Origin of the sequence: Microcystis sp. BLCC-F209 (assembly GCF_041928595.1) — a bacterium.
GTDB lineage: Bacteria > Cyanobacteriota > Cyanobacteriia > Cyanobacteriales > Microcystaceae > Microcystis.
Map to the genome: position 1 here is coordinate 17,448 of NZ_JBHFLL010000211.1, position 16,508 is coordinate 33,955.

At 43.4% G+C, this 16,508-nt stretch carries 17 protein-coding genes and 1 riboswitch; of the genes, 6 read left to right on the forward strand and 11 right to left on the reverse strand.

The annotated features are described in order from the left end of the window. Positions 1–79: 79 nt before the first annotated feature. The 3 genes from ACE1AQ_RS13695 to ACE1AQ_RS13705 all read right to left on the reverse strand — a co-directional run bounded on the left by ACE1AQ_RS13695 (position 80) and on the right by ACE1AQ_RS13705 (position 4,767). Positions 80–2,095 (reverse strand): ABC transporter ATP-binding protein, encoded by a 2,016-nt coding sequence (locus tag ACE1AQ_RS13695; RefSeq protein ID WP_110544058.1) that lies wholly within the window; start codon positions 2,093–2,095, stop codon positions 80–82. Between the two features lie 54 nt (positions 2,096–2,149). Beyond that, on the reverse strand, positions 2,150–3,322 hold the full coding sequence (locus tag ACE1AQ_RS13700) for a glycosyltransferase (protein WP_110544060.1): 1,173 nt from the start codon (positions 3,320–3,322) through the stop codon (positions 2,150–2,152). A 107-nt stretch (positions 3,323–3,429) separates the two neighbouring features. Continuing rightward, complete coding sequence (locus ACE1AQ_RS13705; RefSeq protein ID WP_106909376.1) at positions 3,430–4,767, reverse strand: ArsB/NhaD family transporter; 1,338 nt, start codon at positions 4,765–4,767, stop codon at positions 3,430–3,432. 229 nt (positions 4,768–4,996) lie between these two features. Further along, a riboswitch (cyclic di-AMP (ydaO/yuaA leader) is annotated at positions 4,997–5,160 on the reverse strand. Positions 5,161–5,321: 161 nt separating this feature from the next. On the opposite strand from ACE1AQ_RS13705, the gene ACE1AQ_RS13710 reads away from it, so the two are divergent. Then, positions 5,322–5,900 carry a DUF3172 domain-containing protein gene (locus ACE1AQ_RS13710; RefSeq protein WP_046663470.1) on the forward strand — a complete coding sequence of 193 codons (579 nt, stop codon included), beginning with the start codon at positions 5,322–5,324 and terminating at the stop codon, positions 5,898–5,900. Between the two features lie 71 nt (positions 5,901–5,971). Here ACE1AQ_RS13710 and ACE1AQ_RS13715 read toward each other — a convergent pair whose 3' ends face one another. Continuing rightward, positions 5,972–6,289, reverse strand: coding sequence for a P-II family nitrogen regulator (locus ACE1AQ_RS13715; protein WP_106909375.1), 318 nt, complete (start codon positions 6,287–6,289; stop codon positions 5,972–5,974). Positions 6,290–6,362: 73 nt separating this feature from the next. Beyond that, positions 6,363–7,343, reverse strand: a complete 981-nt coding sequence (locus ACE1AQ_RS13720; protein WP_110544062.1) for a sodium-dependent bicarbonate transport family permease — start codon at positions 7,341–7,343, stop codon at positions 6,363–6,365. Positions 7,344–8,116: 773 nt separating this feature from the next. Between ACE1AQ_RS13720 and rimI the strand changes: the two genes are divergently transcribed. The 4 genes from rimI (at position 8,117) to ACE1AQ_RS13740 (ending at position 11,388) form a co-directional block, all read left to right on the forward strand. Then, complete coding sequence (gene rimI, locus ACE1AQ_RS13725) at positions 8,117–8,695, forward strand: ribosomal protein S18-alanine N-acetyltransferase (protein ID WP_110544072.1); 579 nt, start codon at positions 8,117–8,119, stop codon at positions 8,693–8,695. Between the two features lie 38 nt (positions 8,696–8,733). Next, on the forward strand, positions 8,734–9,924 hold the full coding sequence (locus ACE1AQ_RS13730; protein WP_106909373.1) for a glycosyltransferase family 4 protein: 1,191 nt from the start codon (positions 8,734–8,736) through the stop codon (positions 9,922–9,924). Positions 9,925–10,166: 242 nt separating this feature from the next. Continuing rightward, complete coding sequence (locus tag ACE1AQ_RS13735) at positions 10,167–10,784, forward strand: CP12 domain-containing protein (protein WP_002756663.1); 618 nt, start codon at positions 10,167–10,169, stop codon at positions 10,782–10,784. Between the two features lie 97 nt (positions 10,785–10,881). After that, the gene (locus ACE1AQ_RS13740; protein WP_106909372.1) at positions 10,882–11,388 is read left to right on the forward strand and encodes a DUF1269 domain-containing protein; all 507 of its coding nucleotides are present in this window, start codon (positions 10,882–10,884) and stop codon (positions 11,386–11,388) included. Between the two features lie 127 nt (positions 11,389–11,515). Here ACE1AQ_RS13740 and ACE1AQ_RS13745 read toward each other — a convergent pair whose 3' ends face one another. From ACE1AQ_RS13745 to acs, 5 genes are all read right to left on the reverse strand, one after another. After that, a complete protein-coding gene (locus ACE1AQ_RS13745) occupies positions 11,516–11,653 on the reverse strand; it encodes a hypothetical protein (protein WP_008203558.1) in 138 nt (45 codons plus the stop codon). Between the two features lie 3 nt (positions 11,654–11,656). Then, a complete protein-coding gene (locus ACE1AQ_RS13750; RefSeq protein WP_008203555.1) occupies positions 11,657–12,040 on the reverse strand; it encodes a GNAT family N-acetyltransferase in 384 nt (127 codons plus the stop codon). Positions 12,041–12,079: 39 nt separating this feature from the next. Continuing rightward, the gene (locus tag ACE1AQ_RS13755; RefSeq protein WP_288024256.1) at positions 12,080–12,508 is read right to left on the reverse strand and encodes a hypothetical protein; all 429 of its coding nucleotides are present in this window, start codon (positions 12,506–12,508) and stop codon (positions 12,080–12,082) included. Between the two features lie 19 nt (positions 12,509–12,527). Then, positions 12,528–12,734: a hypothetical protein gene (locus ACE1AQ_RS13760; protein ID WP_071989067.1), complete on the reverse strand. Its 207-nt coding sequence runs from the start codon at positions 12,732–12,734 to the stop codon at positions 12,528–12,530. Positions 12,735–12,944: 210 nt separating this feature from the next. After that, positions 12,945–14,915 carry an acetate--CoA ligase gene (gene acs / locus ACE1AQ_RS13765; protein ID WP_110544065.1) on the reverse strand — a complete coding sequence of 657 codons (1,971 nt, stop codon included), beginning with the start codon at positions 14,913–14,915 and terminating at the stop codon, positions 12,945–12,947. Between the two features lie 251 nt (positions 14,916–15,166). On the opposite strand from acs, the gene psaC reads away from it, so the two are divergent. After that, the gene (gene psaC, locus ACE1AQ_RS13770; protein WP_002734319.1) at positions 15,167–15,412 is read left to right on the forward strand and encodes a photosystem I iron-sulfur center protein PsaC; all 246 of its coding nucleotides are present in this window, start codon (positions 15,167–15,169) and stop codon (positions 15,410–15,412) included. A gap of 324 nt (positions 15,413–15,736) precedes the next feature. Here psaC and ACE1AQ_RS13775 read toward each other — a convergent pair whose 3' ends face one another. Next, entirely contained in the window at positions 15,737–16,381 is a 645-nt protein-coding gene (locus ACE1AQ_RS13775) for a Uma2 family endonuclease (RefSeq protein WP_374808592.1), read from the reverse strand. Between the last annotated feature and the right edge of the window lie 127 nt (positions 16,382–16,508).

Here is a 16,508-nt window from a genome sequence, read left to right on the forward strand (position 1 = left end):
CAAAACCCAAAACCTGTCTCCTATCTCCTGTCTCCTGAATCCTCACTAACCACGACAATTTTTGATTTTTGCAGGAGATCTATCGAGTCGAGGAATGCTCGTAGTCTTCGATAATATGGAGAAGTCGCATAGCTGAACTACAGGATTCTTCTAAAATTTCCTGTTTCTCCTGAGAATCATCGATTAAATCCTCAGATACCAGACGCAGAGAACCTAAAAGACTATTAAGACTGCTTCTCGCTTCGTAGGATAAATAAGCTTTTCTTTTTTGCTCATCTTCCCTCTTCTTAGAGTCGGCCTCTTTGCTATCACTAAATTGCAGAGCGTGTAAACGGGCATAATGACCACCTTGAGCTAATAATTCCTCGTGATTGCCGATTTCTGCCACTTTTCCCTTGTCCAGCACCACAATTTGATAGGCTTTTTGAACAGTGGAAAGACGGTGAGCGATCACAAGAGTAGTCCGCTCGCGACAGAGTTCATCGATCGCTTCCTGTACTAAACGCTCAGAAATTGTATCCAAAGCACTGGTAGCTTCATCGAGAATGAGAAGATCTGGATCTCGCAGTAAGGCACGAGCGATCGCTAATCTTTGTTTTTGTCCCCCCGAAAGTCTCACTCCCCGATCACCAATTTCCGTATCCAGTCCTTCCGGCAGTTTGCAGATAAACTCGTAGGCATTCGCCCTTTTTGTCGCTGCTAAAATTTCTGCATCACTAACATCGCTTAATCCGTAGGCAATATTAAAACGCAGAGAATTATTAAAGAGAAAAGTGTCTTGACTGACTATTCCCATGGCTTTTCTCAGAGATTTGATCTCATAATCCCTTAAATCTTGACCATCAAAAAGAATTCTTCCGGCTGTAGGATCATAAAAGCGTGGTAATAAATCAGCAATCGTCGATTTTCCCGCCCCCGAAGCACCAACAAGAGCGATCATTTTTCCTTTTGGAATCCAAAGATCAATGCCATTGAGAACTAATTCTTGATGACCAGGATAGGAAAATTGGACGTTATCAAAATGAATACCTGTCTCTAATCTTTGATAGGGAATAGAGCCATTGCTCATAAATGGTTTATTCTCTCGAATGAGAAAATCCGCTACCATTTCTACAGCGGAAACATCACCTACTAGACTACTCCTAGCACTGTTAATTTGACTAACTATCGGCAGGGCCCGGAAAAGTACATAGAGATAGGTTAATAAAATCGTCGCTAAAGCTTGCAGTTGTTCATTAAAAAGATAACGACCAGCAATGATAATTAAAGCAATAATAATTACCCCACCGATCTCATTAAGCGGTTCGATTACAGCCTTATTAGTCTGGGCATCTAAACCCGCTTTCTCCCTGGCTTCTATATCTTCGACAATAGATTCTAATTCGTATCTTTCATTACCTACCGCTTTAATTAGGCGAATTCCCGTTAACAGTTCCAACAGTTTATTAGTTTGCTGTTTAGCTGTTACGGTTATAATCTCTCCAAACTTTTTTGATCTCTTGACAAAGTATTGATTAAGCAGAGCTAAAAGGCCACCTAAAACACTAGAAAAAATAGTTAATTGCCAAGAAATTGATAATAAAATAGCTAAGTACATGAAAGCTGTGGCGATAATCTTAATTAGGTTTATGTAATTTCTAATTGATCCCACGGCTCGATTAATCTCCGACATGAAACGATTAAAAATATCTCCTATTTTACTTTTTACATAATAATCTATATCCACTTCTAGCAGCAGAATAACTGAATCAATTCGCATATCTCTTGCCATTATCAAAGACAAGTAAGTTCCTAGCCAATTACTAACAAAATTGGTAATGTGCTTGAGAATTAAAATCCCTAATATCGCCGCAAACATCCAGAAAAAACGAGTATCGACCGAGAAAACCTCGAAGACGGAGAGCAGCTTTTTGATAATCTGAGGGGCATTTTTTAAGATATCATTTTCGGGATTAATAAAAGAAATTAGCAAAGGTATAACTAAAACAGTTCCTACCCCATTAAATATGGTACTGGCAAAGCCGATAACAATGCTGGAAACCACTAATATCCAGTGTTTCAGCGTATATTTAAGCAGAATTTGATTAGGATTCATCGCTATAAGTAATAAGGTAAATAGTCAACGGTCAATTATCCTACTCGCTACACTCTAATATTTCCCTTCCAGAGAAGTAATTATGCCAGAGAGAGTTGTCGCCATGGCGGTGGTACTATAGGAGGCGATACAGCGCTCTCTCGCTTTTAGTCCCCGTGCATTAGCCGAGTCGAGATCTTTAAAAACCTCTCTAATCATGACAGCTAGTTGCTCTGGTGATCTAGGTTCGACTAAATAGCCAATATCAGCTAAAACTCCCGGTATATCTGCCACTTTAGTGGAAATAATCGGTTTAGCCATCGCCATACCATCGGTGAGTTTAATCGGAAATTGGGCCTGAGCCGTAGCTTCATCCCTCTGGGGAACGATAATAGCATGGGCAGCGGCCACAACTTCCGGCATTCGATCGATCGGTTGAGCAGGCAAATGAATTAACCAAGGTTGACCTTTTTCTAACAAACTATCCAGATAGCCATCCCCGATTTGGCGACCCCCCACCACCACCAATTTAAAATCAGGATCACCAATTTGATCTAAAGCGATTAAGACATCTTCTAAACCTTTGTGGGGTCTAGCTGTACCAGGGAACATTAAGACTTTATAGGCAGATAAACCGTATTTTTGACGACAAGCAACGGGATCGTAGAGATTGGGATCGAAAAGTTGCGTATCCTTGCCATTCGGTAAATAAATCCCCCCATAACGCTTTTGCAAAAATTGATTATTAACCGTCACCGCATCGGCGCGGTTAATTAAATTTTCCAGCCAACGCAGATAAAGAGGGTGATTCGGATCCCTAAGCGCACCATTTTTTTTGAGGATATCCCTAGCTAATTGTCGAGGATGAGGACGATAGGACCATCGATCGCCACCAAACCAACTCATTTCCCAATCGTCAATATCGAGAATTAGGGGCCGTGGGGAAAAAAAACGTTTCAGTAAACCGATGCCGAAACTGGTGGGACGGGGTTTAACCGCATAGATAATCTCTCCGGAGAGGCGATCGAGTAAAGTTTTGATCTGGCCAAAAAACTGGGGATAATTATTGCCTTTGACCGATACCACCGGTATATTCCCCGGTGGGGTGGGATAGACTTCCCGTCCAAAAATCGGTCCATAAACCGTCACCTGACAGTTTAGCTGTTGCAAGACTTGAGCAATCAAATAGACTCTTGTACCACCACCACCGGATAAATCTGGTGCTAAAACAGAGATTTTTTTGTTCACGATCGCCGATCAATCCAGATTATCTAGCACGAATAGGAGAATGTTAATCAATGTTAACGTTTTTGTCAATCTTAAACGGACTTAACATTAATACCCCCAGAGATAGACTAGACAAAGAAAACTAACATATACATAGCCGAGACAACTAACTGAGTAAACATCACCGGTAAACCGTAGCGCAGAAAGGTATGAAAGGTAATTTTGCCCCCGTGTTGTTCGGCGATGCCGGCGGCGACAATATTAGAAGAAGCCCCCACTAAAGTACCATTACCCCCTAGGGTAGCTCCATACATCATCGCATAGAAAAGCGGTAAAACGGACGGGGGAAAAGAACCAGCATAATCGGGAGAAAGAACCTCTGTCCCGACTAAATTAACATTAACAAGGTACTGTTTCAGTAGTGGAACCATGGCCACCACTAGGGGAATATTCGGAACGACACTGGAAACAAGTCCGACAAAAAACAGCAAGACTAGAGAACCTAAAAAGATATTTTTGCCTAAAATTATCGCCAGAAGTCCCGATATACTATTAACCACCCCAGTTTTTTCTAAGCCGCCAATTAGGACAAAAATCGACATAAAAAATAATAGGGTACTCCAGTCCACATCTCGGAGAATATTATGCACCGTATCTATCTTCGATTGCTGGGCTAAAAGTAGGGCTAAAGCTGCCCCCATCAGAGCAACGGCAGCAGGAGCAAGGGGTACGGGAAAAGATTCACCGACGACGAATAAAAATAAGACTAAAAAGACGATAATTCCCCCCAGAGCTAAGACGCGAGGATGATTAATTTTCGGATGGGGTAAGTCTTCTAAATGCTCGAATTTTGTCCGCCAGATCTTGGGGAATAACCAAGGTAACATAACCAGAATGGTAATTACTGCCAGCGCACCACCTAAACTCAAACGCTGTAGGTATTCCATGAAGGTGATATTAATAGAATCACCGACGATATAAGTAGCGGGATCACCAACAATAGTTAATAATCCTGCACTGTTGGCCACGAAAACCATCAGGATTAAGAGCGGCACAAAATCCACACCTATATCTTGAGCTAAGGGTGGAATTAAAGGTGCTAATAACATCACCGTGGTAGCATTGGGCAATACCGCACAGATCGGGGTAGTAATGGCGACGATTCCTATTAGTAATAATTTGCCCTGCCCCTTGGCTAAAAGCACCATTTGTGCTGCTAAATAATCAAAAATTTTCGTTGGTTCAAAGGCTCTCACTAACACCATTACCCCAAAAAATAGGGCGAGAGTGGCATAACTGCGACTGATATAACCCACCGCCTCCTGGAGAGTCATGATATGGGTAAAAACTAATATTAAAGCTCCCAGTAAAGCCGCTACAGTAATATGAAGCCACTCGAACATAATCACCACAATGACTGCAATAAAAGTCATTGCAGCAATCCACATTGGTAAAGATTCCAGCATTTTTGATCCTGTTTTTACTCTCGGTTTCTCGATACGACTAAAAGTTTGCCCGAATGTACGGCAAACTTACAAAAAATATGGTTATCTACGGAAAATCTTAAAATTGTTGCGGTCGGTAATCTGGCATGAGAATCCCCATAGACAATGTCTCCTGTAAGTTATCACTATCAAGTAGTATCAGCAACATAACCGAACCGATCAAGACATTGCTAGGAATGTAGTGATGTTTCAGTCTTCCCCCCCACGCCGACGAAGTTAGCTGACGGGCTAGGATAGAGAGATATCCTTTTCTAGGCTAAAAAATCTAGAAATACGCCCCAAATATGGTTCCTCCGCTCCGAATTTGTCTAGCTAATATCTAGCATAGAAACTTGGATTAGGCTGACTTACTCTATTTAGTCATCCACCATAGCATACTAACCCCAAAAAAAACGATATAGCCTTATACTATACCTATCCTCCCGCTTATCCCCCGGGTTGCTAGGATAGAACAATGGTTAATATCAGCTAATAGCTCACGACTGACCGCCATAGCAGCCACATCAGCAATTTCTATGAATAGAAGACCTCGTTATACTCCTCCCCGATCGCGCGATCGGGATTATGACCGCTCCTATGGCGATGACTCCCGCGCTTCGGCCCCCGGTGGCCTATTGGCAAAATTGAACTATGCCATGATCGCCCTGATTGGCGGTATTTTTGTCCTAGGAGTGGGTCTCGGTCTGGTATTCAGTTCTACCGCTAATTTTAGCCCCGAAAACGTCGCTTCCCGGGAAGTAATCGATCGCAGCGCCCCCAATGCGGAATTATGCGTGCAGTTTGGGGCCAGTGCCATTGTCACCGATTTGCGGGTTTATGTCACTCTTAACCCCTTTAATGTTTTTGTTACCCAACCAGTCATGCAACCCGGTTGCGTTTTGCGACGCAATAACTGGTCAATTTTAGAACAACAAAAATTAGTCGATGGACAGCAGGTACAAAGCTGTAAAAACCGGATGAATACCTTTGGTTATACCGGACCCTTGGAAGGCAAACCGAAAATCGATTGTATCTTCCAAAATGAAGCCGGGGGTAATCTTTTTGTTAATCCCGCCGGCGCTGTTGGCCCCAGACCAGATACAGATAAATTCTAAACCAGAAAATATCTTTCTCCTGACTGCTGACTCCTAATCAACCGGAACAATTTTTGATTTTTACAAGAGGTCTAATGACTTAGCCATTGGGCCGTAGTTACCACAAAAATTCCGCCGGCTTTTTTTAAAAAAGGCTGAATTTTATCGATCAGACGACCAAGCTGTTCGTCACTATTACAAACGGTCATAATGTAGTTACCACTGTAATCACAATCCAAGTCATCACAGGATAAACCTCGATCACCTTTTCCCGAAGTATTGCCAAAGACGGTATAACCGGAAACTCCAACAACATCAAGAACGCTTAAGGTTTCTTCCAGAAGAGCATGACTAACAATTATATCTACTTTTTTGACAGTTTGTAGGGAAGGATGCGGGGATTCAAGCATGGTAGTTAAGTAAAAAAGGTACAAGTGAAAGAGAACAATTTTGACAGGAATTATTTAAAAACCGCCAGGACTTTTAGACTCCACAGCCAATGATTTTGATCATCTCTAGGTACAGGGGAATACCGATGATGATATTGAAGGGAAAAGTTAAAGCCAAGGCCATAGAAACGTATAAACTAGGATTAGCTTCAGGAACAGTCATTCTCATGGCCGCAGGAACAGCAATATAAGAGGCACTGGCACACAAAATAGCGAATAATAAAGCATTGCCCTGTTCAAATCCGAGAACCTTAGCGATGAGGATGCCCACCATAGCATTGATGACGGGAATGAATACCGAGAAACCAATGAGAAAAGCACCAGTTTTGCCTAATTCTCGGATTCTTTTCGCCGCCACTAATCCCATATCCAGGAGAAAGAAAGTTAAAGCACCATAAAAAATCTCTTGGGTGAAAGGTTCTAATTTTTCCCAGCCTTTTTCCCCCGTCAGCATACCAATAATAACACTACCGACTAAGAGAAATACCGAACCATTTAAAAAGGCTTCATGTAAAACTTTTGACCAAGAAAATGCTTCTTCTTCGCCATTTTTCTCTTTAAAGACTCGCACCAGGATTAAACCCACTACAATCGCCGGCGATTCCATTAAAGCTAAGGCCGCTACCATGTGACCGCCATAGGAAATATGCAGTTTTTCTAAAAAAGAACTGGCGGTGATGAAAGTAACGGCACTAATGGAACCATAGGCGGCTGCAATCGCCGCAGCATTGGCACTATCGAGTTTAATTTTCAGGATAAAGAAAGTGTAAATGGGAACGATGCAAGCCATAACCACAGAGGCAATCAAAGTTAAAGCGATTTGGTTATTGATGCCACTTTCCGCTAGTTCATAACCTCCCTTGAAACCAATCGCCATCAACAGATAGAGAGAAAAGAGTTTAGGCAGTGGTTGGGGAATCTCTAGGTCGGATTTAAAAAATACTGCCAGCATTCCCAAGAAAAAGAACAAAACCGGCGGATTGAGAATGTTGAACAGGATTAAGCTGCCATCCATAGGTTTGCGTACATTGAGTTATTCCAATCTATACTATTCGATTTTGAGAATACTGGGAAAATGTTAAGAACCGGATTAAAACGCTTAACGATGGCCGCCCAAAAAAATTAAGATGGACGATGTTTCAGTGATCGGTGATCAGTTATCTTGAAGTCGTCAGCTTTTCTCCCCTCTCCCCCTCTACAATAATTACTCGCAGCCAGAAATCACTTGGGTTCCTATCATACTTTGTGCTTTTTGTCAAAAAAACTTTTTTTTTGCAATAAAACTACACAAAAAAAAGATCATCGTTGTGGGTGAAATTGACTGATTTAACCGTCTTAATTAGGATCACCTTCTAGGTGTGGCAAGGGTTTCAACCCTTGCTGGACAAAAAAGCACAAAACAACCCATTATGAAATTCAGTAAAATCGCTGTAACCATGATAACATCGTTGTTAAATAAAAATCTTTCTCAATTAATTCTTAAGAATTTATAAATATTGCGGAATGTTAATTTAAATATTCTCAAGTTTTTCCAGTCAATAAATAACTTTTGCTTATCTTTGTCGGAAAATAGGACTCCTGCAAAAATCCCACATCTACCATTGGATTCAGGAGACAGGATTCAGGAGACAGGAGACAGGTTTTAGGTGTTGGGGGTTGGGGTTTTGGGGTTTTGGGGTTTTAGTTGAATTTCCCGACTTCCCCACTTCCCCACTTCCCCAATTCATAATTCATAATTCCCACTCCCCCCACACCCCACACCCCACACCCTGCTCCCTTCCCCGATCAATGCCAAAAATACAGCTTAAAACCCCAAAATCAGAGCATCTTGCCGCCATGGTGTCCCTAGATCGCAGCAGTCTCGGCGGTATTTGGACCCTATCTGGTTATGAACGGGAATTAAACAGCCCCAACAGTGAATTATTAATTCTTAACCTCCACCAGAAGAACGAAACCCTAATCGGATTGGCTTGTTTTTGGGCAATTCTCGAAGAAGCACATATTACCCTCCTGGCAATTTATCCCGACTATCAAAGACAAGGATTAGGAAAACTGCTTCTCTACAAACTGCTTGAAAAGGCTGTACAAAGACAACTGGAAAGGGCTACGCTAGAGGTAAGGGTGTCGAACCAGTCAGCGATCGCACTCTACGAGCATTTTGGCTTCCGCATCGCTGGAGAGCGTAAAAATTATTATTCGCAAACTGGCGAATCGGCCCTAATTTTCTGGCGCAACGATCTACAAACGGCCGCTTTTCAGGAACAATTAAACAAGTGGCGACAAGAAATCCTCTCCAGACTGGCGCGGGGAGAGTGGCAATTAGAGGAAGAAACCAGAGCCAAAATAGATACCATGGGGATGCAATGATTACTTACCAGCTTAAATCAGGTCGAGGTTAGGGAAAAATGAGGATTTTAGTGTTGGCGTGGGAATTTCCACCGCGATTAGTGGGCGGTATCGCCCGTCATGTCGCCGAACTCTATCCCGAAATCGTCAAACTCGGTCATGAAGTCCACTTAATCACGATCGAATTCGGTCAGGCCCCCAGTCACGAACTGGTGGAAGGTATTCACATCCACCGCGTCCCCGTACCCCCCGGCAATGACTTTTTCCATTGGGTGGTCAACATGAATAACAGCATGGGGCAACAGGGCGGCAAACTAATCGCAGAATACGGAAAATTTGACCTTGTTCATGCCCACGATTGGTTAGTAGGGGATGCGGCCATTGCCTTGAAACATCTCTTTAAAATACCCCTGATTGCCACTATTCACGCCACGGAATACGGACGTTATAACGGACTGCACACCGACACCCAACGCTATATCGCCGGCAAAGAGGGAACCCTCGTCTATAATGCTTGGCGCGTTATCGTCTGTACCGGCTATATGCGCCATGAAGTCCATCGGGCCTTGGGCGCACCCTGGGATAAAATCGATGTGGTTTATAACGGTATTCGGGCCGAGAAAAAGCAAAGAGACCCTAACTTTGATTACCGAGCTTTTCGTCGTCAATATGCCGAAGATCACGAAAAAATCGTCTATTACGTCGGGCGCATGACCTTTGAAAAGGGGGTTTCGGTGTTACTCAACGCTGCCCCAAAAGTCCTCGCTCAGACCGAGGCTAAAACTAAATTTGTCATTATCGGTGGCGGCAATACCGACAAACTCAAACAACAGGCCTGGCATCTCGGTATCTGGCATCATTGTTATTTTACGGGCTTTATGTCCGATGAAAACCTCGATCGCTTCCAAACTGTGGCCGATTGTGCCGTTTTTCCCAGTCTTTACGAACCTTTTGGTATTGTCGCCCTGGAAAGTTTCGCCGCTAGGGTTCCCGTGGTAGTTTCCGATACCTGCGGTTTTCCCGAAGTTGTCCGTCATGGCCAAACGGGAATTGTCACCCGCGTCAATAATCCTGATTCCCTCGCTTGGGGCATTTTAGAGGTTTTAAATAATCCCGAATACGCCCAAGAATTGGTTAATAACGCCTACCAAGACCTAGAAAAACGCTTTCATTGGGCGAATTTAGCCCGTCAAACCGAGACAGTATATGGTTTGGTCGTCCAAGAACGACAACTGGTAGAATGGCGTTAATCAGGGAGCGGTTTTTTAGCCGTCAGCCGTCAGGCTCTTCTAGGTTCTGTGTGATAAGTTTAACTTACATAGGATCGATCAATCTTTGTGTCCTTTGTGTCTTTGTGGTTCGTTCCACCCCCTCGCTAGGAAGAATGTATCTTAGAATACATTTTACCCACCAAACCTAAGAGAGCCGCCGTCAGTATTAGGGGTCAGTTTATGTCTTAAAATAACAAAGGCACAACTTAACTTCTCCAAATATGACTATGAAAGCAGCTGAAATTATGACCACGGAGGTGGCCAAGATTAAAGGTTCTGAAACCGTTGCCAAAGCAGTACAATTGATGAGAGAAAAGAACATTAGAACTCTCATTGTTGATCGTCGTCACGATGAAGATGCCTACGGAATTATCACTGAAACCGATATTGTCTATAAAGTCGTCGCTTTCGGTCAAGATCCGCAAAAAGTGCGCGTCTATGAAGTGATGAGCAAACCCTGCATCGTGATTAATCCCGACCTCGGGGTTGAATATGTGGCCCGCTTATTTGCTAATACCGGTATTCGTTTCGCACCGGTAATTAAGGGCGGTTTACTCGGTGTTATCTCTGTTAGTGACATCCTCCATAAAGGTAACGCCGTCGAAAAGCCCCGCAGTCTTGATTTAGAAGCGGAGATTATCAAAGCTAGAGATATTGCCCGGGCAGTATGTGCTGAAAAAGGGGGAAATTCTCCCGATTGTGCCGCAGCTTGGGATATTGTTGAGGAATTACAGGCAGAATTGGCACACCAACGCGCTAAAAAACCGGAAAAAACCTATTTTGAGGAATACTGTCAAGAAAATCCCGATGCTTTTGAAGCGCGTATTTATGACACCTAATCCCCAGGGTTTTTCGGTATTCTCCGATACCTCAAACTTTTTAATCTGGCAAAAGTAGTGTATAAAGGTTTTATTTGCTAATAATCGAGGAAAAACCATGGCTGATCTATTTGTCATCGCCTATGAGGACGAATTTAAAGCAGAAGAAGTTCGTTTAACTTTGGCCAAGCTGCAACGGGAACATCTCATCGAGTTAGAAGATGCTGCCGTAGTGGTTAAAAACAAAGAAGGCGAGATTAAACTCAAGCAAGCGGTCAATTTAACGGCAGCCGGAGCCGCTAGTGGCAGTTTCTGGGGATTATTAATCGGTACACTCTTTTTATCCCCTCTCTTGGGGGTTGTTCTCGGTGCTGCTGGTGGCGCTTTAGGTGGTGCTTTAAGTGATATCGGTGTGGATGACAATTTTATGCGGGAATTGGGAGAAACCCTGCAGCCTGGAACCTCTGCTCTCTTTGTTCTCGTCCAAAAAGTTACCCCCGATAAGGTCCTCGATGAAGTGGCTCCCTACGGGGGTAAAGTATTACGCACTTCTTTGACTAAAACCGACGAAGCTGAATTACAGAAAATTCTCGACCAAAGAGGTGTTAAACCCGAAGCGGTTTAGGATATGAGTCCATAAAAGCTAGAAAAAGGGAATATATTTCCCTTTTTGCTTTTTGAACAAGAATGGGTTTAGCATGACAACCACAGCAGCTATAAAATAAGAAACAATCAATAATTATTAATGAACTTTAAGCTTCGATCGAGAATAAAAGTGCTTCAGTGTCGTAGTATTTATTCGTTAATCCCATTGATTGCATTCCTAATCTTTCCGTGACACGAATTGAGCGATAATTATCGGGATTAACCACGGCGTAGATAATCGGCAATTGTCAGGTGATTAAGCCGTATTCTAGAATAACTCTAGCCGCTTCGGTTATATATCCTTGTCCCCAATAATCGCGCCGTAAATGCCAACCAATTTCGCTATCTGGCGTAGGATAACCGTAGTTATCGGGCAAATTCTGTAAAATTATCGAACCGATAATCTGATTATTTTTTTGATCGATCATTGCCCACCAATCGCTGCCATTACCCTGATTACGAATAGTTGCTAATCTTACAGAAAAATGGGCATTTAAACTCTCAATATCCGTGGCTAACTGACGAATTCTCGGTAAAAAATAAGTGACTTCGGAATTTTGATAGATCTGAAAAAAAGACTCTTTGTCTGCGGGTAGTTGCCAAGGACGGAGAATTAGGCGATCACTTTTCATTGTTTTAGTGAGCAAATTATAGCAATTCTTTTTCTGAGATTAGGGATTATTGTCGATAAAAAAACTTCTAAATCCTACGGCTAGTAAGGAACCACTTAGGACGGTTATCAATGTCCAAATTTGATTTTTTTGGGTTCCTTCGACTTTCTCTAAGCGTTTATTCATGTCATCAAATTTACTATCAAGAGTTTTAATATCACCTTTAACTTCCGTGAGTTCAATCTTTAAATCGGTAGTATCTTTTTGAACAGTTTTGACATCAGCTTTCATTTCCGCTTGTCCATTCTCGATCACCTTCAATCGATTGTCAACCTCAATCAGTCGAGTTTCCATGGTAGTGAGTCGAGTTTCCATGGTAGTGAGTCGATTGTCGATTTCGTTGAATCGATGTTCGATTATCTTCTGTCCATTGAGGATTAAATCTTCTAGTCTTTTTAAATCATTATCGGTAGTAGTAGTGGTGGTCATTGATTAAACTCCTATAATTTCAATTCGCTCTTATCTTTATTATTACAGCCTTTCTTATAAACATGAAGTATGATCGGCTCTCTTGGGTTAGGTGGGTAAAATATATTATAGGATACATTCCTGCTGGCGGTCGCAACGCGCTCGCTACGCGAGACCAACTGGAACGAACCACAAAGACACAAAGGACACAAAGATTGATCGCTTCTAGATAATCTAAAATTATCACACAAAAAATTAAGAGAGCTTATGAGCTAATTTAGTATTGACAACCGACTCCCCACTTCCCCACTTCCCCTATACCTTTTAAACAGGATTTAGTATTAGTTATAGCTTTGGTGCTTGAGCAAATATGTTCACCGAGCATCACTCCCGTTAGAGTGAGATAAGATTAACTCTTATTCCTCACCCTAACTACTAGGAAAAACCGGCAATTAAATTAGGCACCTTGGCGTAATTTATCCAAAACCGATCGATCTTCTAGAGTAGAAGTATCACCAGAAATCTCTTGACCTGATGCTAAAGTTCGCAAGAGACGACGCATAATTTTACCCGATCGCGTTTTTGGCAGTACATCGGTGAAACGGATTTCTCCCGGTCGAGCAATAATGCCAATTTCCTTGACAACGTGGTCTTTTAATGCTTGCGCTAACTCCGGACTCGCTTCATAATGGCCCTCCAGAGTGACAAAAGCATAGACTTCTTCCCCTTTAATTTCATCCGGTCGTCCCACCACAGCCGCCTCCGCTACCGCGGGATGAGATACTAAAGCTGATTCGATCTCCATTGTCCCTAAACGGTGGCCAGAAACGCTCATCACGTCATCGACGCGCCCCATTACCCAGAAATAACCGTCTTCGTCCTGACGGCTACCATCTCCAGCAAAATAGAGATATTGGCCATCTTTGGGGGCGATATGTTCCCAGTAGGTATTACGGAAGCGATCGGGATTTTTATAGACTGTTCGCATCATACCGGGCCAGGGATGTTTGACCACCAGATAACCCCCCTCATTCGCGTGGGTGGGATTGCCCTCTAAGTCCACCACTTCGGCCATAATACCGGGGAAAGGCAGGGTTGCTGACCCCGGTTTGGTGGCAATTGCCCCGGGTAAGGGAGTAATCATAATTCCCCCGGTTTCCGTTTGCCACCAAGTATCGACAATCGGACATTTTTCCTTACCGATAACTCGGTGATACCACATCCAAGCTTCTGGGTTAATCGGTTCTCCCACGGTTCCCAGTAAGCGCAAAGAGGATAAATCCCGGCTATTGGGGATATCTTCCCCCATTTTGATAAAAGCGCGGATAGCAGTGGGGGCAGTATAAAAGATATTAACGCGATATTTCTCGATTACATCCCAAAAACAACCTAAATTAGAGGGACGGGGAACCCCTTCATACATTACCGTCGTTGCACCATTGGAAAGCGGTCCGTAAACGATATAACTATGGCCGGTAATCCACCCCACATCGGCAGTACACCAGTAAACATCGGTGTCTTTCAGGTCAAAAATCCATTTGCAGGTGACATGGGTGTAGAGATTATAACCGCCGGTGGTGTGGACGACTCCTTTCGGTTTGCCGGTGGAACCACTGGTGTAGAGGATAAATAACATATCTTCGCTATCCATGGGTTCGGCCGGACAGTTAGCAGATACCTGTTTTTGTAGATCATGCCACCAGTAATCGCGATCGGCAACCATATTGATGGGTTCCTTGCTGCGCTGGACAACGAGAACTTTTTCCACACTGGGGGCGCTATTATCGGCTAGAGCCAGATCTACCTGTTCCTTGAGGGCAACTACTTTATCCTTGCGGAAACCACCATCGGCAGTGATTACCACCTTAGCAGCCGCATCATTAAGACGATCACGCAAAGCATCGGCACTAAATCCCCCAAAAACTACACTGTGGGGCGCGCCAATTCTGGCACAGGCTAACATAGCGATGGCCGCTTCGGGAATCATCGGCAGATAAATTCCGACCACATCGCCTTTTTTAACGCCTAATTCCTTTAAAGCGTTGGCAAATTGGCACACTTCTCGGTGTAGCTGTTCATAGGTAATGGTGCGGCTGTCTCCCGGTTCTCCTTCCCAGATGATGGCGGCTTTATTGCGTCTCCAGGTGGTGAGATGTCTGTCAATACAGTTGTAACAAATATTAATCTTGCCGTTGACGAACCATTTAGCAAAGGGGGGCTGCCAGTCAAGAACCTCTGACCATTTTTCAAACCAATGTAATTCTTTTTCGGCTAATTGGGCCCAAAAAGCCGGGGGATCGGCCTTGGCTTTGGCGTAGAGTTGCTGGTATTCTTCAAGGCTTTTAATGGTGGCATTCTGGGAAAATTCGGCACTGGGAGAAAACAGCCGATTTTCCTGTAGGATCGATTCGATCGCTATTTCTGTCATACTGGCAAACGAAATAAATTATCTTGCGATCCAGATTACCTTTTTCGGTTCCCCCCGTAACCCCGGCAAGCAATTCTTTAAGGCTATTTCTAGGATTGGCCGAGATGCGACCAGCGATCGCCATTTTGCCCAAGTGTTACAGAGTTTAAAGTTATGTCACCGATCGAGCGATGAACAGATCGCTGTAAGGTAAACTAACCGATAAACCCGAAATTTAACATGGAGAACACTCGGTAAGGAGTCATAATTCAATGTCTCATAGCGTTAAAATTTACGATACCTGTATCGGTTGCACCCAATGCGTTCGGGCTTGTCCCCTCGACGTGCTGGAAATGGTCCCCTGGGATGGCTGTAAAGCTGCCCAGATTGCCTCCTCTCCCCGCACGGAAGACTGTATTGGTTGTAAGCGTTGCGAAACCGCTTGTCCGACGGATTTCTTGAGCATTCGGGTTTATCTCGGAGCAGAAACCACCCGCAGCATGGGTCTAGCCTACTAGGCCTGGCAATCATTCTGTGTTTAACATTTAGCGAAAACTAATCTTGTTAAGAGGACTAACCAGTCCTCTTTTTTTTTGTTATACTCCCGTCGCTAGTGAAGATTTTAGTTAGGGTTTGCGGCAAAAAGTACGGGCGAAGCATTCGGATAGAAAATCTACGGTTTCACCGATAAGTTATTGCCCGAATGCTTCGCCCCTACAGGACGCAATCGCCGATCAAGATGCAAGGTTTTTGAGCCACTAGCTTTAAAATCTTGCACCTGCCTCGCCAAACAGGCCCCAAACCCCTTACCTCGTCTATATTTCACATTTATTCAGCAGACCCTAGTTAGGTAATTCCCCAAAAAGTTGACGATATTTTTGCAGTTTTGCCTCCATTTCTACTAACTGCTGATTGGCCTGTTCAGCCCGTTGTCGTTCATTTTCAGCCCGTTGCTTTTCCTGCTCCAGTAGTTGATTAATTTCGCTGTAGGACAAGAATTGAGTACCATCAGGACGATAAATTTTTAACTCGTCGGTTAAGTCGAAACGAATGCCTAAACGGGGACTCACCCAATTATTAACCTCACTAACACTGTCTAAACTGTCACCAATTCGCTGCCAAGCTTCTAGACTATTATCATCGGGATCATAGACGTAGTATTCTTGGACTCCATAGCGATCATAAAATAGCAATTTTTTGGCCATTTCGATGGAGGTGTTACTGGGAGAAAGAATCTCAAAGACGACTTGAGGAGCAAGATTATCTTCTTGCCATTGTTTGTAGGAACCTCGATCGCCTTTCGGTCTGCCAAATACTACCATCGTATCAGGAGCGGCAGCAATTTTCGGCTGGCCTTCCACGGGATACCATAACAGATCCCCCGCTACAAATACCTGGGGATCATCGATATATAACCAGTCGAGATTCTGCTTAATCGTTACTATCCAGTGAAATTGTTTAGTACTATCTGCCAGGGAGCATCTCACTTATGCAATGAGTATTAATACTTATAGCAGTCAAAAACTAGAAAATCTTCAACTTGATCACAAAGAGAAATGAGATTATAATAGTTATAACTTACAATTCAGAATAGCTCTCGATGGGAGGAATAAT